Consider the following 17,848-nt stretch of genomic DNA (forward strand, 5'->3'; position numbering starts at 1 on the left):
AAACCTTTTTTCGTCAAATTTATGTCAAAAATGAATAGACTCGGCGATCGAGAAAGCGCTTTTCCCGAAAATAATTGAAAAATATTATTAATCACCGGTCAAATCATGATAAATATTGGATAACTCCCTCCTTATTGTATAAAGCTTGCTCCATACTGCTTTCCTAATTTCACTTCTTTTTTTTTCCTCTTCTATGAAACATGCTTGGTTTTCATATATCCATCATGAAAAAAAGGCCTGCCTGAGATGTTGCGCAGACAGACCTTAAATTATTTAGTTTTGATCCGGTATAAAGTGGCTTTTTTCCCCGATATGATATACATGAAGTTTGTGCATGGCACGTGTACATGCGGTGTAGAACAGCTTGCGGTCGCTTTCGCGATGGTACACATCCTCGGAGCCGTTGTATATGATCACCGCGTCGAATTCCACGCCTTTGGCCAGATAGGCAGGAACGACAAGCGTTCCTTTCTCAAAAGCAGGCGTGGTTTTGGTAATTAATCGCGCAGGTATATCTGTCGACAGCTGCTCGTGTACACGTCTGCTCTCCTCTTCTGTCCGGCAAATCACCGCCACGTACTGGAATCCCTGTTCATGAAGCTCACGGATATCAGAGACTATCGCTTCATGCAGACGTTCTTCATCGTTCACCGCAACCACCTGAGGAGCTTCGCCGCTCCGGTTAAATGGAACAATCCGCTCCCCGCCCGGTATCATCTGCCGCGTGAAATCAACGATTTCATACGTGGACCGGTAGCTTTGCGTCAGATTGATGACCTCCGTATCCTCCTCGCCGTACAGACTCACCAGATTTTCCAGATTGCCGAGCGCCTCTCCATGTGCGTAAATCGCTTGATTGAGATCCCCCAGCACCGTCATTTTCGCTCGCGGGAACAATCGCTTCAGGAATTCCAGCTGAAATCCCGAATAGTCCTGTACTTCATCGACAATCACATGACGAATCGACGTGTTCGTGCGGAAACCTTGAAGCAGCTCCTTTAGATAGAGGAACGGAGTCGCATCCTCATACAGCAGCGATTTATTGTCCAGTGACGCAACGGTGAGACTGCAGATCTCCTCCCAATAATCCGGGAGCGTCTCCAAATTTCCGGCCGCCCGGCGAAATAGCGATTCATCGGTATATAATTTTCGGTACATGCCCTTTACATCCACATATCGAAACCGCTTGATCCAGCGTCTAACCGGCTTGAGCCGATTGCTGATGACCATTTTGGCAAGGACATCCCTTTCTTTATCGAAATCGTCAAATGTGTCCGACTTCCGGTTCTGCTTACGTCTCATCGTTTGAAAGGCCCGCTGGTAATCTTCCGTATCCAGCAGCTGGATTTGCTCCTCCACCCACGGGGCGTCTTTTTCGCTCTGGGCGAACTCCGACAGACGTTTCAGCATCCACTCTTTCATCAAGTCGATCCGGCCAGCGAGTTTAACCGCCGAATCATAACTATAGAACTGCGCGGACATTTCGTCGGTGCTGACGATCACCTTACCTTGGAATACGACAGGCTTAAAGAGCATCCCGCCCTTCTCCAGCAATTCCTTGTATCGTCTGATGGTATCCAGATAAGCTCCCGAGGATTTAAAGGATATGCTCTCAAGTCGCGCCCGGTAACGCGGCGAATCGTCCGCATTCAGCAAGGTTTCTGTCTGCGTAAACACATCTTCAAGCTCAAACTCCTTGCCGAGCCGGTGTTCCAGATAGGACTGGAAGGTCGTCTGCTGCATATTGTCCTCGCCAAGCTCCGGAAGCACCGTGGATACATAACTATTGAACAGCGGATTCGGAGAGAACAGAATCATCTGGTCGGCCCGAAGCGTCTCCCGATACTTATACAAAAGATAAGCTACCCGCTGCAGTGCCGCTGAGGTTTTGCCGCTGCCGGCAGCCCCCTGAACGATCAGCATGCGGGTTTTGTCGTTTCGGATGACGGCATTCTGTTCCTTCTGAATCGTAGCTACGATGCTCTTCATCCGATCATCCGCGCTATGGCTGAGCACCTGCTGCAGCAGCTCATCTCCAATGGTTACGCCGGTATCAAACAACACCTTGATCTCGCCGTTATGGATGACGAATTGGCGCTTAAGCAGCATTTCGCCTTTAACCGTGCCCGAGGGCGTTTCGTATTGGGCCGGGCCGGGCGCCCCATCATAATACAAGCTCGAGATTGGAGCCCGCCAATCGTAAACCAGAAACGTCTCCATATGTTCATCCAAAAAAGATCCTGTTCCCAAATAAATAGTGTCCGTCTCCGCGGTTCCTTCCTCCTGAAAATCAATGCGTCCGAAGTAAGGGGATTCCACAAGTTTTCTATATTTCTTAAGCAGCTTGCTGGATTGCAGATGAGCATGCTCACGTTCCGCCAGCACCTGCGACTGCTGCCTCAGGTTGGTGGACGTTTCACCCAAATCGTCCGGGTTGCTGAAGTTGACCGTTACTTCGTCCCAGAAGTCTTTCCGCATATCAATAACGACTTCACGGATATCCCCGACGCTCGTTTCCAGCTGAGATATTTTATTACCGATTTTCGTTGTCACTTCCGTTACCCGTGCCTGTTCTTCTTGCCAATCCTGTTCGCTGATAGCCATTTGTTCATCCCCCTAATATACTGGTTGACAGCGTAATATGTCTGTGATATAATACAATTGTGATATTCTAACCAAATCATCAATATTTAATGACAAACCATTGCTAATTATAGCAATGTAACCCGTATAATTCAACATCGAATTTCAGAGAGCCGACCCACCGGGGCGGTTTTTTTGCGTTTATATACATTCCCATTCCCAAGGCTCACTGCCAAGAGGAGTCCTATAACCCTGATGCAAAAAAACAGCCGATCAAATATGGCATCTTGATCGGCTCCCTCATGATGACTTCTCTTATTTACGCAGCCACGAAAATAAGGCTTCCTCCTGCTCTTTATCATCCACGACACGGCTGATTTGATCCGCTACCCGGTTCAGCCGGTCTAGCTGATACCCGTAATCATACATGGAGGCGGCCACCACCGACAGTCGAAGCCCCCCTGGATTGGCGCCTGGTCCGCACATCACCTGCTCCATGAACGCTTCATTGTTCTCCGCCATGGTCTCGGCCTCGTCTTCATTCGGTTTCAGTTTATCTTCGAACTTCCACAAAATATGCTCATGGTACTTCATTAACCTCTCCAGATTATGATCAAACTGCTCGTCGATTTCTTCAGATCGTTCCGCCTGAAAATAGTGGTTCTCCACCGCATCCAGCACTTCATACCCCTTACGAAGCGATTGGAGCAATTGCTTATACACCACCAACTGCCTTGCTTGACTGTATTTGGCCCGCTTCAGCTTCTTCTGCTCTTCCTCAAACAAATTATATTTATCGGACAATGATTTGATCGCCGATTCCAGCTCCTTCTTCTCCGCACGGTATACCGAATCTTTCATTTCGTGGGAGATGGCCGTACGCAGCAGCAGCGACATTTTGCCAAATACAATATGAATCCGCGTGATATACTGTTCCTTGGGTTTCGGGGGAAACACAAGAATATTGATAAGAAATGCGGATATGATACCGATAATCGTCAAAATAAAGCGATTGAGTGCAAAATCCCATTGACCGGAAGCTTCCATCACGGAGATAACCGTAACTAGCGTAAGTCCGATGGTCTCGCCCATTTTCAGCTTCATGCAAATCATAATCACTAGAATACATACCAATCCGACGGAAATCGGCTGATTCGATAAAAAGTATCCTCCAAGCATCGCCAGAATCGCACCGAGCGTACTGGTCTGCAGCTGGTCCAGGAAATATCTCCACGACCTGTATATGGATGGCTGCATCGCAAAGATCGCTGCTATGGCGGCAACGACAGGGGATTTAAAATCAAACAGCATGGCTAAATAAAGAGCCAGCGTCACGGCTAAGCCGGTTTTGAACATTCTTGCTCCAAACGCCACAGACAGCCCTCCTTACCTAACCCAATTTCACATCTATGGATACACACCATGATACATACTCCTCCGTTTGAACCGCTATTACATGAATTACCCTTAAGCTTCCAATGTTATGCAGTTTCTGATTCCTTCACATCTTTCGAATTGGCCCGCTTTCCCATCCTCTTCTCGTAAGATCGGACCAGAAATGCAAGCCAAGCGCAAGCAGCCAGATATCCGCCAACAATATCGCTTGGATAGTGGACCCCGAGATAGACCCTGCTTAATCCGATGCTGAGAATCATAATGACGGAGATGGATATTAATACTCCTCTCCCCGCCCTGCTGTCAATATGTCTCCACAACAAATAAGCGAGCACGCTGTAGAACGAGAAGGCGGCCATGGAATGCCCGCTGGGATAGCTGTATCCCGTAATTTCAATTAAGCGGTGGATGTCGGGCCTTGCCCGTTGAAAGACCCATTTTAATAATAAATTCAGAATAGATGAACCGAAGACGACCACAATAAGGAGAAGAATCTCCATGCGGTGCCCCAGTACCCAATATAGCACGGCGATTACAATCAGACATAACACAATCACCGGTCCGATGGAGCCTATAAACGACAGCCCGATGGCAATATCCGTGATAAGCGGATGCTCCCAGGCCTGTACCGTTGTTATGATCGCCAAATCAAACGTTGCCAGACTTTGCCGCTTTACCAAAGCAGCCAGTGTGACAAATCCGATCAAGCTGATTATCAATATGAGGAAAATCCAGCGTTGTCTTCCTGAAGTCAGGTGTAGCTTCTGTCCGCTCAACTCTCTTTTCTCCTTTGCCTTTGTTTCGAATCCGTGCGAGTTGGTGAAAACAAGATAATATCATTTTCCTGAGATAAAGAAAAGTCCATAGGGGAGATACATGAAATATCCCGTAGTCTATGTCAAAATCGCAATGATTACTCTTTCAAGAGAATTTTTACCATAAAGGAGTTGTCCACATGAAGGTTCTCGTTGTCGGTGCCAACGGCCAAATAGGCAAACAGCTTACCCATCTGTTGCAAGACCATGAAGGCTATACCGTAAGAGCAATGGTACGAAAGGAGGAGCAAGCAGCCCCATATCAAGCTGCCGGAATAGAGTGTGTTCTTGCGAACCTGGAAGGGTCGGTCAAGGAGCTTGCTGATGCAGCGAAGAATTGCCAGGCGGTGGTATTTGCTGCCGGTTCGGGCGGGGCTACCGGATACGACAAAACCCTGTTAATCGATCTGGACGGAGCCGTAAAAATGATGGAAGCCGCCGAGCAGGCGTCTGTTAGGCGCTTTGTGATGGTGAGTGCCATTGGGGCCCATCATCGGGAATATTGGAGTGAGGAGATCAAACCGTATTATGCGGCCAAACATTACGCGGATCGCATGCTTCGTCAGAGCAGCCTCACGTACACCATCATTCGTCCAGGAGGACTTACGAATAACCCTGGTACCGGACACATCGCCGCTGCGGAGAATATCCGGGGCGGTTCGATTCCGCGAGAGGATGTAGCGAAAACAATTCTGTTATCACTGGATGAAGAAAATACCTTCCGTCGTTCCTTCGACTTAATTTCAGGGGATACTCCCATATCCGAAGCTTTATCCTCCATCTAAAAAGAGTCCTTTATCAAAAAAGATCGCCCCGAAGTATAAAGCGGCACGTTCTTATCCGCTCATACTTAGGGGCGATCTTTCGTACTAGTTCAATCATAACCAGCTATAATATAAGCGGTCCATGCCCACGGAGGCGCATAGTTTATGATTCGCTTTGTCCAATAAGCGTTAGTAATGCATTCTTACGTTTTGTAATGCATTCTTACGTTTGTAATGCATTCTTACGTTTGTAATGCATTCTTACGCGCCGGTCTTCTGCTGCATTTGAGTCCGCAATATGTCTTTAACCGCATCCACTGCCTCTTCCACCCGGTCCACCGCCACAACGATGGGCGTGGTGCCCTCGTATTGACTAAAGGAGTGATTGTACTTGGGATCGTAATAATGCTCAAGGAGCAGCTGTATTCCTTGGGCAAACCGCCCCTCTTCCAAGGACTTGCCAATTTCCGCGGCGATAGGCGTATGGATCCTGTTTTTGATTAATTGAAAGGCCGCCAAATATTGCTCTTTATAAGCCGATGGGTTGTAATCCTCCAGGATCTGGCGAACACGCTCCGCCATCGGCAGTTCCAACACGATGGCTACCCCCGACTCTTTCTTCTTCATAAGGAAATCGGGAACGGCGATTTTGCCGATCCGTTTGCTCTCCGCCTCAAATAACAAATACGGCGAGGATTCCAGTTGCTTCAGCCGCTCAAACAATTCCGAATCGAATGTCTTCTGGTTATTCGCCTGTAGACCGATATGGCCAAAAATCGAGCCGCGATGTCCTGCCAGCCCTTCCAGGTCCACGACAGGGTAGCCTTCCTGCTGAAGCTGTCTAAGCACTGCCGTCTTGCCTGTGCCTGTCAAGCCGTGAAGGACGAATGCTTCCGCGTGCAGACTCTTATGCTCCAGCGTATCCAGCACATACTTCCGGTAAGCTTTAATTCCGCCCGTAATCCGGTTAACATGGATATCCATCAATGAGAGAACGGTTGCGGCCGTCCGGCTGCGCATGCCGCCGCGCCAGCAATAGACCGCCTTATCTCCCTTGATCTCCTTGAATTGCTTCACAAAGCTCGGGAGCTTGGCCGACATAATGGCAAGTCCACGCTCTTTAGCCGCATCGACGCTCACCTGCTTATAAATCGTCCCGATCTCCGCCCGTTCTTCATCATTGAAGACCGGAATATTCAGACTTCCCGGAATCGTGGAATCCCTGTATTCCGAAGGGGAACGGACATCAATCAAAGTAATCTTCTTGCTGCTTTGCAGTTCCATTAGTTCTTTTACGGTGATGTCTTGAAACATGTCTGCTCGCTCCTTTATTGATACAAAACCCGATTCACTTTATAACTCAACGACAATGCGATTCGGATGGTCATCTACGATCTGGCCGATTCTCCCGGCTTCCAGCCCGGCTTCGCGAAGCTCTGCCAGAAGCTGATCGGCCTGCGACCCATCAACCGCTATGAGGAGTCCTCCTGAAGTAACGGCATCGCACAAAATCCACTTATCGATCTGATCCATGTCATTCGGGAAATCCACATCGTCCTTCACGTGATCATAATTGTTTTTCGTGCCCCCTGGTATAACACCGCCATCAGCCATCTCTCGAACCCGCTCCAAAATGGGAACGGAAGGTTTGGAAATACGGATCCCCGTGCCGCTTCCTTTGGCCATTTCGAGCGCATGTCCAAGGAGACCGAAACCAGTTACATCGGTGCAAGCATGCACCTCATACGGTTCCATGAGCTCGGCAGCCGTTTTGTTCAATGCGGCCATGACCGCCGTAACTCGGCGAATCTCCTCTTCGCTTAACAGATCTTTTTTGATGGAACTCGTAAGGATACCCACGCCGATCGGCTTCGTCAGAATCAAGGCATCGCCTGGCTTAGCACCGGCATTGGTTCTTACTCTGTCCGGATGGACAGTACCTGTAACGGCAAGGCCGAATTTCGGTTCCTTATCATCGATGGAGTGCCCGCCAACCAGGGTAACCCCCGCTTCCTTCAATTTATCTCCTGCACCTCTCAAAATATCCGTCAATACCTGCTTGTCCAGCGTTGAGATCGGGAATGCCACGATATTCAAGGCAGTCAGCGGCTTGCCTCCCATGGCGTAAATATCGCTGATGGCATTCGCAGCAGCCACTTGTCCGAAATCATAGGGATCATCCACAATCGGCGTAAAGAAATCGACGGTCTGAACCATAGCCAAATCATCCGTGAGCCGGTATACGCCTGCATCATCACTTGTATCTAAACCTACCAATAAATTAGGATTCGGCTCGGCTTGCGGGAGCTTGCGAATGACCTGCGCCAGGTCCGCTGGTCCGATCTTGCAGCCGCATCCTCCTTTAGAAGAATACGAGGTTAATTTTATTTTTTCCGATTGACTCATCACGGGTCTTCCCTTCGCTTAAGAGTTGAATTTATAAAACACATGCAACAAACCCGGCGTGGATGCACAAAAACGTCTCATCTACCCCGGGGATAATCTGATATTCGTCCGTTTACCAACACTTGTGATCACACACAATATCTATATTATAAGAAATTGGCTGCTCCAAGTCTAATGGTCTTCCTATATCTTGCAATTACCGGGAATATCTTTCTTCTTTCTGCTCACAATGTGATATACTAATTGATTGGATATGTAAATCATTTCACAACGCATCGGGGGAATATAGATCATGAATCACTCAAGCGACGGCAGAATGGCCTTTGATCATTCGGATCGCCGAAGAACCATCTGGTTTATCACCGTCTTCATCATCATTGCAGCAACAGGGCTAACCTACGTAAAATGGTGGCCTTATTATGATAAAGCGCTCAAAGCCATCATGGAGCACAGCATCGGCTCCTCCATATTAGGCATGGACCCCGGCAATGCCGTGCCTTCCTGGCAAGCGGCCTGGGACTATGCGGTCACCTATTTTAAAGCCGTTTGGAAAGCGGCGGTGCTCGGAATTCTGCTCGGGACCTTGATCCAGTCGCTGCTGCCCTCCCAGTGGCTGCTCCGCGTTCTCGGCAAAACCACCTTCGGCAGCACGGCGATTGGAGGAATTGCCTCCATTCCGGGGATGATGTGCTCCTGCTGCGCGGCACCGATCGCGATCGGTCTGCGTAAGAAAAAGGTGTCCGTGGGCTCCGCCCTCGCGTTCTGGATCGGCAATCCGACCATCAATCCGGCAACACTCGTCTTCATGACGTTTGTTTTATCATGGAAATTCACCGCGCTGCGTTTGGTCTTCGGCCTCATTCTGACCTTTGGCGTCAGTTACCTGGCTAACCGCTTCGCCAAAGAGGCGGATCCGGTAGAGATTGACGCGCCGGAGAGCACCGATCAACCCGATGAAAGTCCGCTGTGGAAACGCTGGTTCGCCAGCATCGGTCATATGATGATTCGCGTGGTCCCGGCGTATTTTATAGCCGTGCTTCTCCTTGGCGCACTGCAAGTGTGGATGTTCCCGCATTTGGGAGCTGCTGCCGGAAACACACTGCTGGCCGTCATCTTCTTCTCCGTGATGGGAATGCTGTTTGTCATTCCAACCGCAGCGGAAATACCGATCATTCAGGCCTTTATGGCAGCAGGTCTCGGAGCGGGCCCGGCCGCAGCGCTGCTTCTGACGCTGCCGGCCATCAGTCTTCCGTCCCTTCTCATGGTACGACGCTCATTCCCGAGGAATGTCATGTGGTTTGTTGTTGCTTCTGTAGTGCTGCTCGGAATCGTATGCGGTATAGCGGGCATGCTGATTCTGTAGATCCAGCTCCAACTTTTTCGCTTATCTTTTCAATTTTTATTTTTTCTTAAGGTAAACCCTTGGCTTATCTGGTAAAGTGATTAAAGAATGAACCAACTCATTATTACATGCAGTCGAAGGGAGTCAATCATTAAATGAAAGATAACGATTTGCAGCCAAACCATCCGGGGCAACCCGAGGATGAACAAGGACAAGCCCAAGAGAAAGAGAATAACCAACAAGATCCGGGCAGCTTGTCTCATGAAGAAGAAAGAATAGATTCAACCTATCCGGAGCCCATCGAGCTTCACAAGGATGAGAACGAACAGCCTGCACTCATGTATCCGGCAGGGGATCAACCGCTTTACGATGAACAGTCTCCTGCAGGTGGCGGCGGGAACGGAAGCAAAGGTTGGATGATCGCTTCGCTGGTATTGGCGGCAGCGTTAATCGTCGTCCTGATTGTCCCTCCGTTTGCCAAAGGATCCGGCAATGAAGCTATAGCTAAAGTCAATGACGTTAACATTACCAAGGATAATCTGTATGATGAGCTTGTCAGCGCAGGCGGTAAACAAACACTCAATTCCATGATCACAGAGGAATTGATCCAGCAGGAGCTGAAGAAGAAATCCATTACGGTGACCGACGCTGATGTAAGTAAAGAAGTGGATGCCTTGAAGGCCACCTTCCCATCCGAGGACCAATTCAATATGCAGCTTCAGCAAGCCGGCATGACGCTCGACGATCTTAAAGAACAGACCAAAACCCAGGTCGAGCTCAAAAAGCTGATGGGCGACAAGATTAAAGTAACCGATGAAGAGATTAAACAAATCTATGACCAATATAAAGACAGCTTCGCTACGCCTGAGCAAGTTCGCGCATCCCACATCCTGGTCGAGACCAAGGAAGAAGCCGAAGCCATCGTGAAGCAGCTGAAGGAAGGCGCTGACTTTGCAGCGATTGCAAAAGAGAAGAATCAAGATGCTACGAAGGAGACCGGCGGCGACCTGGACTTCTTCGGACGCGGCCAGATGGACCCTGCATTTGAAGAAGCAGCGTTCAAATTGAAGAAGGGCGAAATCAGCGACCCGGTGAAAAGTTCTTTCGGTTACCACATCATCAAGGTTACCGATCGTAAAGAAGCTACGAACCCTACCCTTGAAGATAAGAAGGAAGAAATCCGCAGTCAGCTTGAGAACCAGAAGGTTTATTCCGAATCCACAGCCTATATTCAGGAGCTGAAGGATAAAGCAACCATCACCAATACTCTGGAAGAAACTGCAGCAGAAACGCCAGCAGATCCTGCAACAGAAACACCAGCAGATCCTGCAACAGAAACACCAGAAGCACCTGCTGCACCTTAAACGATAGTCCAAGCCCCTACCCATGCGGTACGGGCTTTTTTTAATGCGAAATAAAAAGTTCTTTCAACCCCAGGGAAAACATGTTAGAATGTAAGCGTTATCAAATGTTGATCTTGGAAAAGGGGGAAGCAGAATGATGAAGCACGTATCGGAATCCCGCAACATGTATGAGGACTTCGTGGTGGAGACAGACATTCTGTTCTTTAAAACCGGATCGCACGGTTTGGTCAGCTTTCACGGCAGAAACTACAATATTAAAAAGAGAATGACTGCCGAAAAAATCGCATCCCTGCTCTCCGGTAAACAGTTCTATCATGTCGGCGGCAACTGCTACGTCAACGTTGACAAAATCACGACGGTAGAGCAAGGCATCGTTTACTTTGGGGAGAAGGCACCTTCTGCTAAACATCTTCGGATTCCGAGATGGAAGCAAGAATCGCTCAAGCGCCTTGTCGCTGAAGTAAAACAGCCTGTTTAAGAGCAGCGCTCTTCTCAAAAATCAGGCGCACAAAACAGAAGATCCCGTATCCGGTTAAACGGAGGCGGGATCTTTTAGTTTACAAGCTATAACTTCAGTTTCCTAGCATTAACGATGTATAGATGCTTCAGCGGCAATGCACCGTTTCTGTACTTGCGGGCACCGGATTCAAACAGAACGTACAGGTCATGACCCCGAATCGCAATATTCTCGGACATCGGAGGCATCGTCAACGGCGTGGCCGCAGCCTTTCCCTTTGTTCCACGAGTATATAGGAGCAATTTGCTTGCATTGTTACGTCCGCAGGATTGACTGTATACAACGCGGGTTTTCGTCACGACCGCCCCTTGGATGCGGTCAGGTGTGCTCCAGGTATAGGCGGCTTTCCGATTCGACGGCAAAGCGTCGCTGGACGTTAATGGATAGCCTCGCAGCTTGCCCTTAGGTCCCGGCGCACACTGCTTGCCCCCTTGGTCCTCGCCATCCATATATTCGCCGATCCATAGAATGCCGTCAGAATACGTGGCATAGGATGCTTTATGACCGAGCGCATAAGGTGTCATGACAATATTGCCATAATCTTTCTTGCTGCTAATTGTACTCAGCGGAATTTTATACACCTTTTTGCCGGACGCCACCCACAGATGTTTTTTGCTGACCGCAAGCCCTCCGACATGCCCGGTATGCTTTTTGCTCCCGCTCTCATACAAATACAGGGTTTTGATACGTTTGTTGGTTTTGCTGCTTGTAATCGAAATGCTGCTGGCTTGATTGCTGTCCTTATTGCCCCAATAATGCGATATAATGATCCAATTCTTGCTCGGAACAAGAGCCAGCCCTTGCGGAATCCACTCTTTGGTTCCGGAGTGACCAGGAATGGCGGCTCCCTTTTTGCTGATATCGAAAAACTTTTTGTATTTGGAGCTGGCTGCTTCGGCCTCCCCTGGAGGGGCAAGTCCGCTTAAGCTGAAGATCAGAACTAAGCTAAGCAGGAGACTTGCATAACGTTTGATTCCCTGTCGTTTGCTCGCCATAAATGTACCTCTCTTCCATCGTCATAATCTATAACGGCAGGTTATTTGGGCCTTGCACACCCATATAAATGTAATGTATTCTGGTTTGGTTGTACCTGATGATATATAAGGATGCGAAGATATGATCCTATTCCTAATCCATTCCACATTATGGTAATATCAAAATCTAAGGCTTATGAACATAGAGAGGATGATCACGAATCGATCCCTATTTTGATCCGAGATATCCGGAAGTTTTTACTGCTTTCTCCATCGAACATTGGATGGCCATCATGGTGTTTATCGCTCTTGGCTTACTATTGTACTTATTTAGAACCGTAATCGCCTCCAGTACATCTCTGCAAAAGACCGTGAGATGGGGACTGCTTGCTGCGCTTTCGTTACCGGAAGCCTCCCTTCATATCTGGTATGCGTCAACGGGAACATGGGACCCTGCCACTTCGCTTCCATTGGAATTGTGCAGTCTGACCCTGTTTCTCTCCATCGCCATCCTGCTTACGGATGAACGCCGCTTATATCCGTTGGTTTACTTTGCCGGCATCGGAGGGGCCTTGCAGGCTATATTAACACCGAATCTGGGCTACCCTTTCCCACACTTCCGGTTCTTTCATTTCTTTGTCGTCCATATCGCGATCATATTGACGGCTTTGTACATGACTTGGGTTCGAGGATACCGTCCAACCTGGAAATCCATCGGCTGGACGATGGTCTTCCTAAACGTATCCGCATTCGTTGTCGGGCTGGTCAACCTCGCTGTCGGCTCGAATTATATGTTCCTGATGCGCAAGCCGGACACGGCTTCGCTGCTGGACCTGCTGGGACCGCATCCCGTATACATTTTCGTTGAGGAGCTCATCGCCCTCACGCTGTTTATCCTTATGTATATCGCCTTTTTTGTGATGCCGGATCGCATTAAACGCAGTCGCCGCCGTAAACAGGAACAAACTTTTTCTTCGTCCAGCAGTTGAAGAAGGAATCAAATAAACATAAAGCGTATGGATGGTAAACGCCCTGTGTAGCCGGGTGCCAGAATCCATACGCTTTTTTTGGGGGAAAGGGCTGACTTCTAATCCTTAAGATACAGCCTTGAGGTTGCTTCCCAAATTTCTCCCGGCGCCAAACCGAACAGACCGATATCGTCAGGAGGCAAGTCCACGTTCGGTGCGTTGACCAGGTTGATCTGCGGCTCCGGACAGAAGAACTTCCGGGAGGCCTTGTTGTTCCATACCATCCACTGCTTATACGAATTGCCGACATCGTAAACGAATGTTTTACCAAGCTTGGTATCTGTCAATTCCATACGGTTTCTGCCGTTCTGCGGGACGGCCGTGTAATGGTTGTCCATCGAATCAAAATAGGGAGTTACACCGCTTGTCCGAAGCAGCTCCTCTTCTGCCGTCAGAGTCTGGAACTTGCCGGTCGGCAGCATCCGGTCACTCATTTCCCACCGCTCGCCGATCGTTATTCTTACGACACAATCATCCGCCGTGCTCTCCGGGGCAAACGGAGCATTGATCGCCGTATGAAAGGCTAGCAGGCACGGCATGCTGCGGGTACCCTGATTACGTATAAACACATGCTGCGCCAAGCCATCCTGATTCAGCGTGTAGCGAAGCCGGAAAGTGAACTGGTGCGGGAGCATCGCATACACGGGATGATTCTCATCAATGGTGACCGAAACCACCACGTAACTTTCAGACTCGCTGCTGCCAAAATCCTCGACGCTCCAAGGAATCGTATGTAAAAAACCGTGGAGGTGATTGCCCGTCGCTTCCTCATTGATCGGGAACTGATAGGTTTCTCCATTCCATGGAAACCGGCCGTCCTCATAGCGATTAGGCGGAAAGAGAACAGGAATGCCGTGTACGCCCGGATTGGATTTGAATGCTTCCATTTCGTCTGCTTCCGGTTCGCGAAGGAACCGGTAACCGCTTTCGTTATCCCTAAAAGCGATGAGATTGCCTCCGATTTCGGGCAATATCGCCGCCTCGTAAGGGCCGTGCTGGAGCCAAACCGCGCGCTCTCCGTGATATGATCCTTCATACGCTTTGTGTTTCATCGGATGATCTCTCCTCTCAAGTGTGAACGTATATAGATTATCATACCAGTGCCCTTACTTCTATATTTGAGGAGGGATCGTCAACCCTTGTCATCCCCTCCCCCCTCCGTCCGTTTAGAATTGCTTGCCGATTAAGATGAAAGTTTCGTTGTAGAAGGGTTTTGCGGAATTGGAGCCGGGGCCGATCGATCGCTTGCAGCAGGCTGTGTGGCCGAAACCAGCTCCTCATCCAGTTCCTTCGTGTATTCGCGGGTCTGCTGCTCGCTCCAACCCAGTACCCTAGCCATATAATCAATCACGGGCATCTTCCATTTTCTCGTCCAATCGATATGAAATAACAGGGAACCCGTGCGACGGATGAAAAAGTCGGCCGGCTTCGCTGCCATCTCATGCTGGATCGCATACATCAGCGGAACCAGCACCGATACCGGAAGCGCCGCTGCCTCCGCTTGGTCGGAGCCCTCTTTGGCCAGGCGGAACAATTCCGACACGTTAGATCCGTACATTCGCGCCCACTTCTCGGCGAGCTTCCGGTCAATTCCTTGCGCGGCGCCAATCTCCGCCTGCTTGCGGACAAAATCAGGGAATTGGCCGGATCCGCCAACCTGACCGCCGGAAATCGGCAGATTCTTCGTTACGCAGGCACCATACGCTTTCCCGCCGTTCTCTTGGATCCGTTTTGCAACCAGATCGACAACGGTGTCGGCCATTTTGCGATAGCCCGTAAGCTTGCCACCGGCAATGGTAATCAGACCGGACGGGGACTCCCATATTTCATCCTTGCGTGAAATTTCTGAAGGGCTTTTGCCTTCCTCCAGTATAAGGGGCCGGACTCCCGCCCATCCCGATTCCACGTCGGACGAACTTAGCTTCACACCTGGGAACATGTAATGTATAGCTTTCAATATATAATCCCGGTCCTCCACCGTAATCAAGGGACGTACAGGATCGGCCTTATAGACCGTATCGGTGGTTCCGACATAGGTCTTCCCATCACGGGGAATGGCAAACACCATTCTGCCGTCAGGTGTATCGAAATACACTGCTTGCCGAAGCGGGAATTTGGATTGATCGATGACCAGATGAACCCCTTTGGTCAGCTGAAGCATTTTCCCCTTCTTGGACTTATCCATTTCGCGCACCTGATCCACCCACGGCCCTGCTGCGTTTACAATTTTGGTTCCGGATACGGACTTGGCCCCGCCACCCAGCATATCCCGTACGGTGATTCCGGTAATTCGTCCATTCGCATCATAATTCAACGATTCGGCCTTTGCGTAATTAAACAGAACCGCCCCTCTGGCGGCTGCCTCCTTCATGACCTCCAGCGTCAGCCTGGCATCGTCCGTCCGGTATTCCACATAATAGCCGCCGCCTTTAAGGCCCTCCTGCTTCAGAAGCGGCTCCCGCTTCAGCGTCTCGGACGCGGACAGCATGGAACGCCGTTCTCCCCGCTTTACGCCAGCCAGAAAGTCATACACCATCAACCCGATGGAGGTGCTGAATTTCCCAAAGGTGCCACCCTGGTGTATCGGCAGGAGCATCCACTCCGGCGTGGTAACATGCGGTCCGTTCTCATACACAACGGCCCGTTCTTTGCCAACCTCGGCGACCATGCCGACTTCAAACTGCTTCAGGTACCTCAGCCCGCCGTGCACCAGCTTGGTCGAACGACTGCTCGTTCCCGCGGCAAAGTCCTGCATCTCAACCAACAAAACCGACATCCCGCGCGTGACCGCATCCAGCGCAATTCCTGCACCCGTTATGCCGCCGCCGATGACAATCAGATCGAAGGTTCCCTCTGCCATTTCTTGAAATCGACGCCTGCGGTCCAAACTTGAAAACGTCTGTGCCTGCTTCACAATGAATCCCTCCCAGTATGATTTACCCTGTTTTTATCTATCGTTACCCTTCCAATGAAAAAAGACAGCAAAAAAGAGACCACGATACACGCAGTAACAAACCCCATAACATGAGGTATTCCGCGCCTAGTGGTCTCTCCAAGTCTCCAGACAAATATTCACTTATTGATCATTATACCACAGAAAATGCTAATGAAAAGCCATTGCCGCATAAACGGCTTTTTTCCAGCCGCTGTATAATTGCTCCCTTACGTCTTCCTCCATGGTTGGCTTAAAGCTTTGCCCCATGCTCCATTTGCTGCAGACTTCCTCCTGGTCCTTCCAGAAACCGACAGCGAGCCCCGCCAGATAGGCGGCACCGAGTGCCGTTGTCTCCGTAATGTTCGGCCGTTCTACCGGCACATTCAGGATGTCGCTTTGGAATTCCATAAGAAACGTGTTGGATACGGCCCCTCCATCCACACGCAGGGATGTGATATTATAGCCGGAATCCTCTTCCATCACGGATAGAACATCCCGTGTCTGGTATGCAAGCGACTCCAGGGTTGCACGGATGAAATGTTCTTTCGACGTGCCTCGTGTCAGGCCGAAGACCGCCCCTCGGACATCGCTGTTCCAGTATGGGCTGCCAAGTCCAACAAAAGCCGGCACCACGTACACGCCCTCCGTGGAATTGACCCGGCGCGCATAAGGCTCACTGTCCTTCGCTTCGCGGAACATCCGCAGCCCGTCGCGCAGCCACTGGATCGCCGAGCCGGCCACGAACACGCTGCCCTCGAGTGCATACTGTACGCCATCTCCCAGTCCCCAGGCGATCGTAGTGATCAGCCCATGCTCGGATTTTACGGGTTTGTCGCCGGTGTTCATCAGCATAAAGCTGCCGGTTCCGTAAGTTGTCTTCACCATGCCTTTCGAGAAGCAGGTCTGCCCGAACAAAGCCGCCTGCTGATCGCCGGCTGCTCCGGCAATGGGAACCTCGCGCCCAAAGAAATGATAGGAAACGGTATTGGAATATATCTCGGAAGAAGGCCTGACTTCAGGCAGCATCGCCAAGGGGATATCGAGGAGCTGCAGGAGCTCCTCATCCCATTTTAATTCATGAATGTTATAGAGCATCGTACGCGATGCGTTGGAATAATCGGTCACATGCGCTTGGCCTCCGGACAGCTTCCAGATCAGCCAGGTATCGATGGTCCCGAATATAACGTCTCCGCGCTCGGCCCGCACACGGGCACCATCTACATGATCGAGGATCCATTTGATCTTCGTTCCCGAGAAATAAGGATCAATCAACAGTCCGGTCTTCTCCCGAACCGTCCCGTCATGTCCGGCGGCAATCAGCTCCTCGCAGATGCCCGCCGTCTGGCGGGACTGCCAGACAATGGCGTGGTAAATCGGTTCGCCGCTCTTGCGATCCCATACCACGGCCGTTTCCCGCTGATTCGTAATTCCGATTCCGGCTATCTGATCCGCCTTTACACCCGCTTCGGATAAGCAGGTTGCAATGACCGCAAGAATGGAACCCCATATTTCATTGGCATTCTGCTCCACCCAGCCCGGCTTGGGAAAATACTGCGGAAACTCCTTATGAGCTGAGTGTACGATTTCTCCTTCCTTGTTAAACAGGATCGCGCGCGAGCTTGTCGTTCCCTGGTCAAGCGCCAGAATGTACTGCTCCAATCAACTTCTCCCCTTCCGCATATGCATTTAACCAAAGATAACGTGCAGGTGGAAACGTTGTCAAAT

14 protein-coding genes are annotated in these 17,848 nt (G+C 50.1%); 5 read left to right on the forward strand and 9 right to left on the reverse strand.

The features are described 5' to 3' along the window. Positions 1–273: 273 nt before the first annotated feature. The 3 genes from helD to M4D81_RS09280 form a co-directional block, all read right to left on the reverse strand. On the reverse strand, positions 274–2,604 hold the full coding sequence (helD, locus tag M4D81_RS09270; RefSeq protein WP_260065811.1) for an RNA polymerase recycling motor HelD: 2,331 nt from the start codon (positions 2,602–2,604) through the stop codon (positions 274–276). A gap of 294 nt (positions 2,605–2,898) precedes the next feature. Next, positions 2,899–3,957: an FUSC family protein gene (locus M4D81_RS09275; protein ID WP_100538204.1), complete on the reverse strand. Its 1,059-nt coding sequence runs from the start codon at positions 3,955–3,957 to the stop codon at positions 2,899–2,901. A gap of 107 nt (positions 3,958–4,064) precedes the next feature. Next, positions 4,065–4,754 carry a phosphatase PAP2 family protein gene (locus tag M4D81_RS09280; RefSeq protein WP_260065813.1) on the reverse strand — a complete coding sequence of 230 codons (690 nt, stop codon included), beginning with the start codon at positions 4,752–4,754 and terminating at the stop codon, positions 4,065–4,067. Between the two features lie 179 nt (positions 4,755–4,933). Here M4D81_RS09280 and M4D81_RS09285 point away from each other — a divergent pair, with 179 nt between their 5' ends. Next, a complete protein-coding gene (locus M4D81_RS09285) occupies positions 4,934–5,578 on the forward strand; it encodes an SDR family oxidoreductase (protein WP_260065815.1) in 645 nt (214 codons plus the stop codon). Between the two features lie 240 nt (positions 5,579–5,818). Here M4D81_RS09285 and mnmH read toward each other — a convergent pair whose 3' ends face one another. Both mnmH and selD read right to left on the reverse strand, forming a co-directional pair. Further along, entirely contained in the window at positions 5,819–6,871 is a 1,053-nt protein-coding gene (gene mnmH, locus M4D81_RS09290) for a tRNA 2-selenouridine(34) synthase MnmH (RefSeq protein ID WP_260065816.1), read from the reverse strand. A gap of 39 nt (positions 6,872–6,910) precedes the next feature. Beyond that, entirely contained in the window at positions 6,911–7,963 is a 1,053-nt protein-coding gene (gene selD / locus M4D81_RS09295; protein ID WP_260065818.1) for a selenide, water dikinase SelD, read from the reverse strand. 292 nt (positions 7,964–8,255) lie between these two features. Between selD and M4D81_RS09300 the strand changes: the two genes are divergently transcribed. From M4D81_RS09300 to M4D81_RS09310, 3 genes are all read left to right on the forward strand, one after another. Continuing rightward, positions 8,256–9,326, forward strand: coding sequence for a permease (locus M4D81_RS09300; protein ID WP_260065819.1), 1,071 nt, complete (start codon positions 8,256–8,258; stop codon positions 9,324–9,326). A gap of 134 nt (positions 9,327–9,460) precedes the next feature. Further along, positions 9,461–10,669, forward strand: coding sequence for a peptidyl-prolyl cis-trans isomerase (locus M4D81_RS09305; protein WP_260065820.1), 1,209 nt, complete (start codon positions 9,461–9,463; stop codon positions 10,667–10,669). Positions 10,670–10,802: 133 nt separating this feature from the next. Further along, on the forward strand, positions 10,803–11,147 hold the full coding sequence (locus M4D81_RS09310) for a LytTR family transcriptional regulator DNA-binding domain-containing protein (RefSeq protein WP_009590070.1): 345 nt from the start codon (positions 10,803–10,805) through the stop codon (positions 11,145–11,147). An 86-nt stretch (positions 11,148–11,233) separates the two neighbouring features. Here the strand turns inward: M4D81_RS09310 and M4D81_RS09315 are convergent, their stop codons facing one another. After that, a complete protein-coding gene (locus M4D81_RS09315) occupies positions 11,234–12,181 on the reverse strand; it encodes a hypothetical protein (RefSeq protein ID WP_260065822.1) in 948 nt (315 codons plus the stop codon). Positions 12,182–12,381: 200 nt separating this feature from the next. Between M4D81_RS09315 and M4D81_RS09320 the strand changes: the two genes are divergently transcribed. Continuing rightward, positions 12,382–13,149 (forward strand): YwaF family protein, encoded by a 768-nt coding sequence (locus M4D81_RS09320; protein WP_397376673.1) that lies wholly within the window; start codon positions 12,382–12,384, stop codon positions 13,147–13,149. A gap of 98 nt (positions 13,150–13,247) precedes the next feature. On the opposite strand, the gene M4D81_RS09325 is transcribed toward M4D81_RS09320, so the two are convergent. The 3 genes from M4D81_RS09325 to glpK all read right to left on the reverse strand — a co-directional run bounded on the left by M4D81_RS09325 (position 13,248) and on the right by glpK (position 17,782). Next, the gene (locus M4D81_RS09325) at positions 13,248–14,240 is read right to left on the reverse strand and encodes an aldose 1-epimerase (RefSeq protein WP_260065825.1); all 993 of its coding nucleotides are present in this window, start codon (positions 14,238–14,240) and stop codon (positions 13,248–13,250) included. 131 nt (positions 14,241–14,371) lie between these two features. After that, positions 14,372–16,048: a glycerol-3-phosphate dehydrogenase/oxidase gene (locus M4D81_RS09330; RefSeq protein ID WP_260066383.1), complete on the reverse strand. Its 1,677-nt coding sequence runs from the start codon at positions 16,046–16,048 to the stop codon at positions 14,372–14,374. 243 nt (positions 16,049–16,291) lie between these two features. Then, on the reverse strand, positions 16,292–17,782 hold the full coding sequence (glpK, locus tag M4D81_RS09335) for a glycerol kinase GlpK (RefSeq protein ID WP_260065826.1): 1,491 nt from the start codon (positions 17,780–17,782) through the stop codon (positions 16,292–16,294). Positions 17,783–17,848: the final 66 nt, after the last annotated feature.

Origin of the sequence: Paenibacillus sp. p3-SID867, assembly GCF_025142895.1 — a bacterium.
Taxonomy (GTDB): domain Bacteria; phylum Bacillota; class Bacilli; order Paenibacillales; family Paenibacillaceae; genus Paenibacillus_AQ.

What these genes read in the sequence shown, in the direction of transcription:
- helD (WP_260065811.1), bottom strand. Translation starts at nt 2,604, where the DNA reads ATGGCTATCAGCGAACAGGATTGGCAAGAAGAACAGGCACGGGTAACG.
- M4D81_RS09285 (WP_260065815.1), top strand. Translation starts at nt 4,934, where the DNA reads ATGAAGGTTCTCGTTGTCGGTGCCAACGGCCAAATAGGCAAACAGCTT.
- mnmH (WP_260065816.1), bottom strand. Translation starts at nt 6,871, where the DNA reads ATGTTTCAAGACATCACCGTAAAAGAACTAATGGAACTGCAAAGCAGC.
- selD (WP_260065818.1), bottom strand. Translation starts at nt 7,963, where the DNA reads ATGAGTCAATCGGAAAAAATAAAATTAACCTCGTATTCTTCTAAAGGA.
- M4D81_RS09300 (WP_260065819.1), top strand. Translation starts at nt 8,256, where the DNA reads ATGAATCACTCAAGCGACGGCAGAATGGCCTTTGATCATTCGGATCGC.
- M4D81_RS09305 (WP_260065820.1), top strand. Translation starts at nt 9,461, where the DNA reads ATGAAAGATAACGATTTGCAGCCAAACCATCCGGGGCAACCCGAGGAT.
- M4D81_RS09310 (WP_009590070.1), top strand. Translation starts at nt 10,803, where the DNA reads ATGATGAAGCACGTATCGGAATCCCGCAACATGTATGAGGACTTCGTG.
- M4D81_RS09315 (WP_260065822.1), bottom strand. Translation starts at nt 12,181, where the DNA reads ATGGCGAGCAAACGACAGGGAATCAAACGTTATGCAAGTCTCCTGCTT.
- M4D81_RS09325 (WP_260065825.1), bottom strand. Translation starts at nt 14,240, where the DNA reads ATGAAACACAAAGCGTATGAAGGATCATATCACGGAGAGCGCGCGGTT.
- M4D81_RS09330 (WP_260066383.1), bottom strand. Translation starts at nt 16,048, where the DNA reads ATGGCAGAGGGAACCTTCGATCTGATTGTCATCGGCGGCGGCATAACG.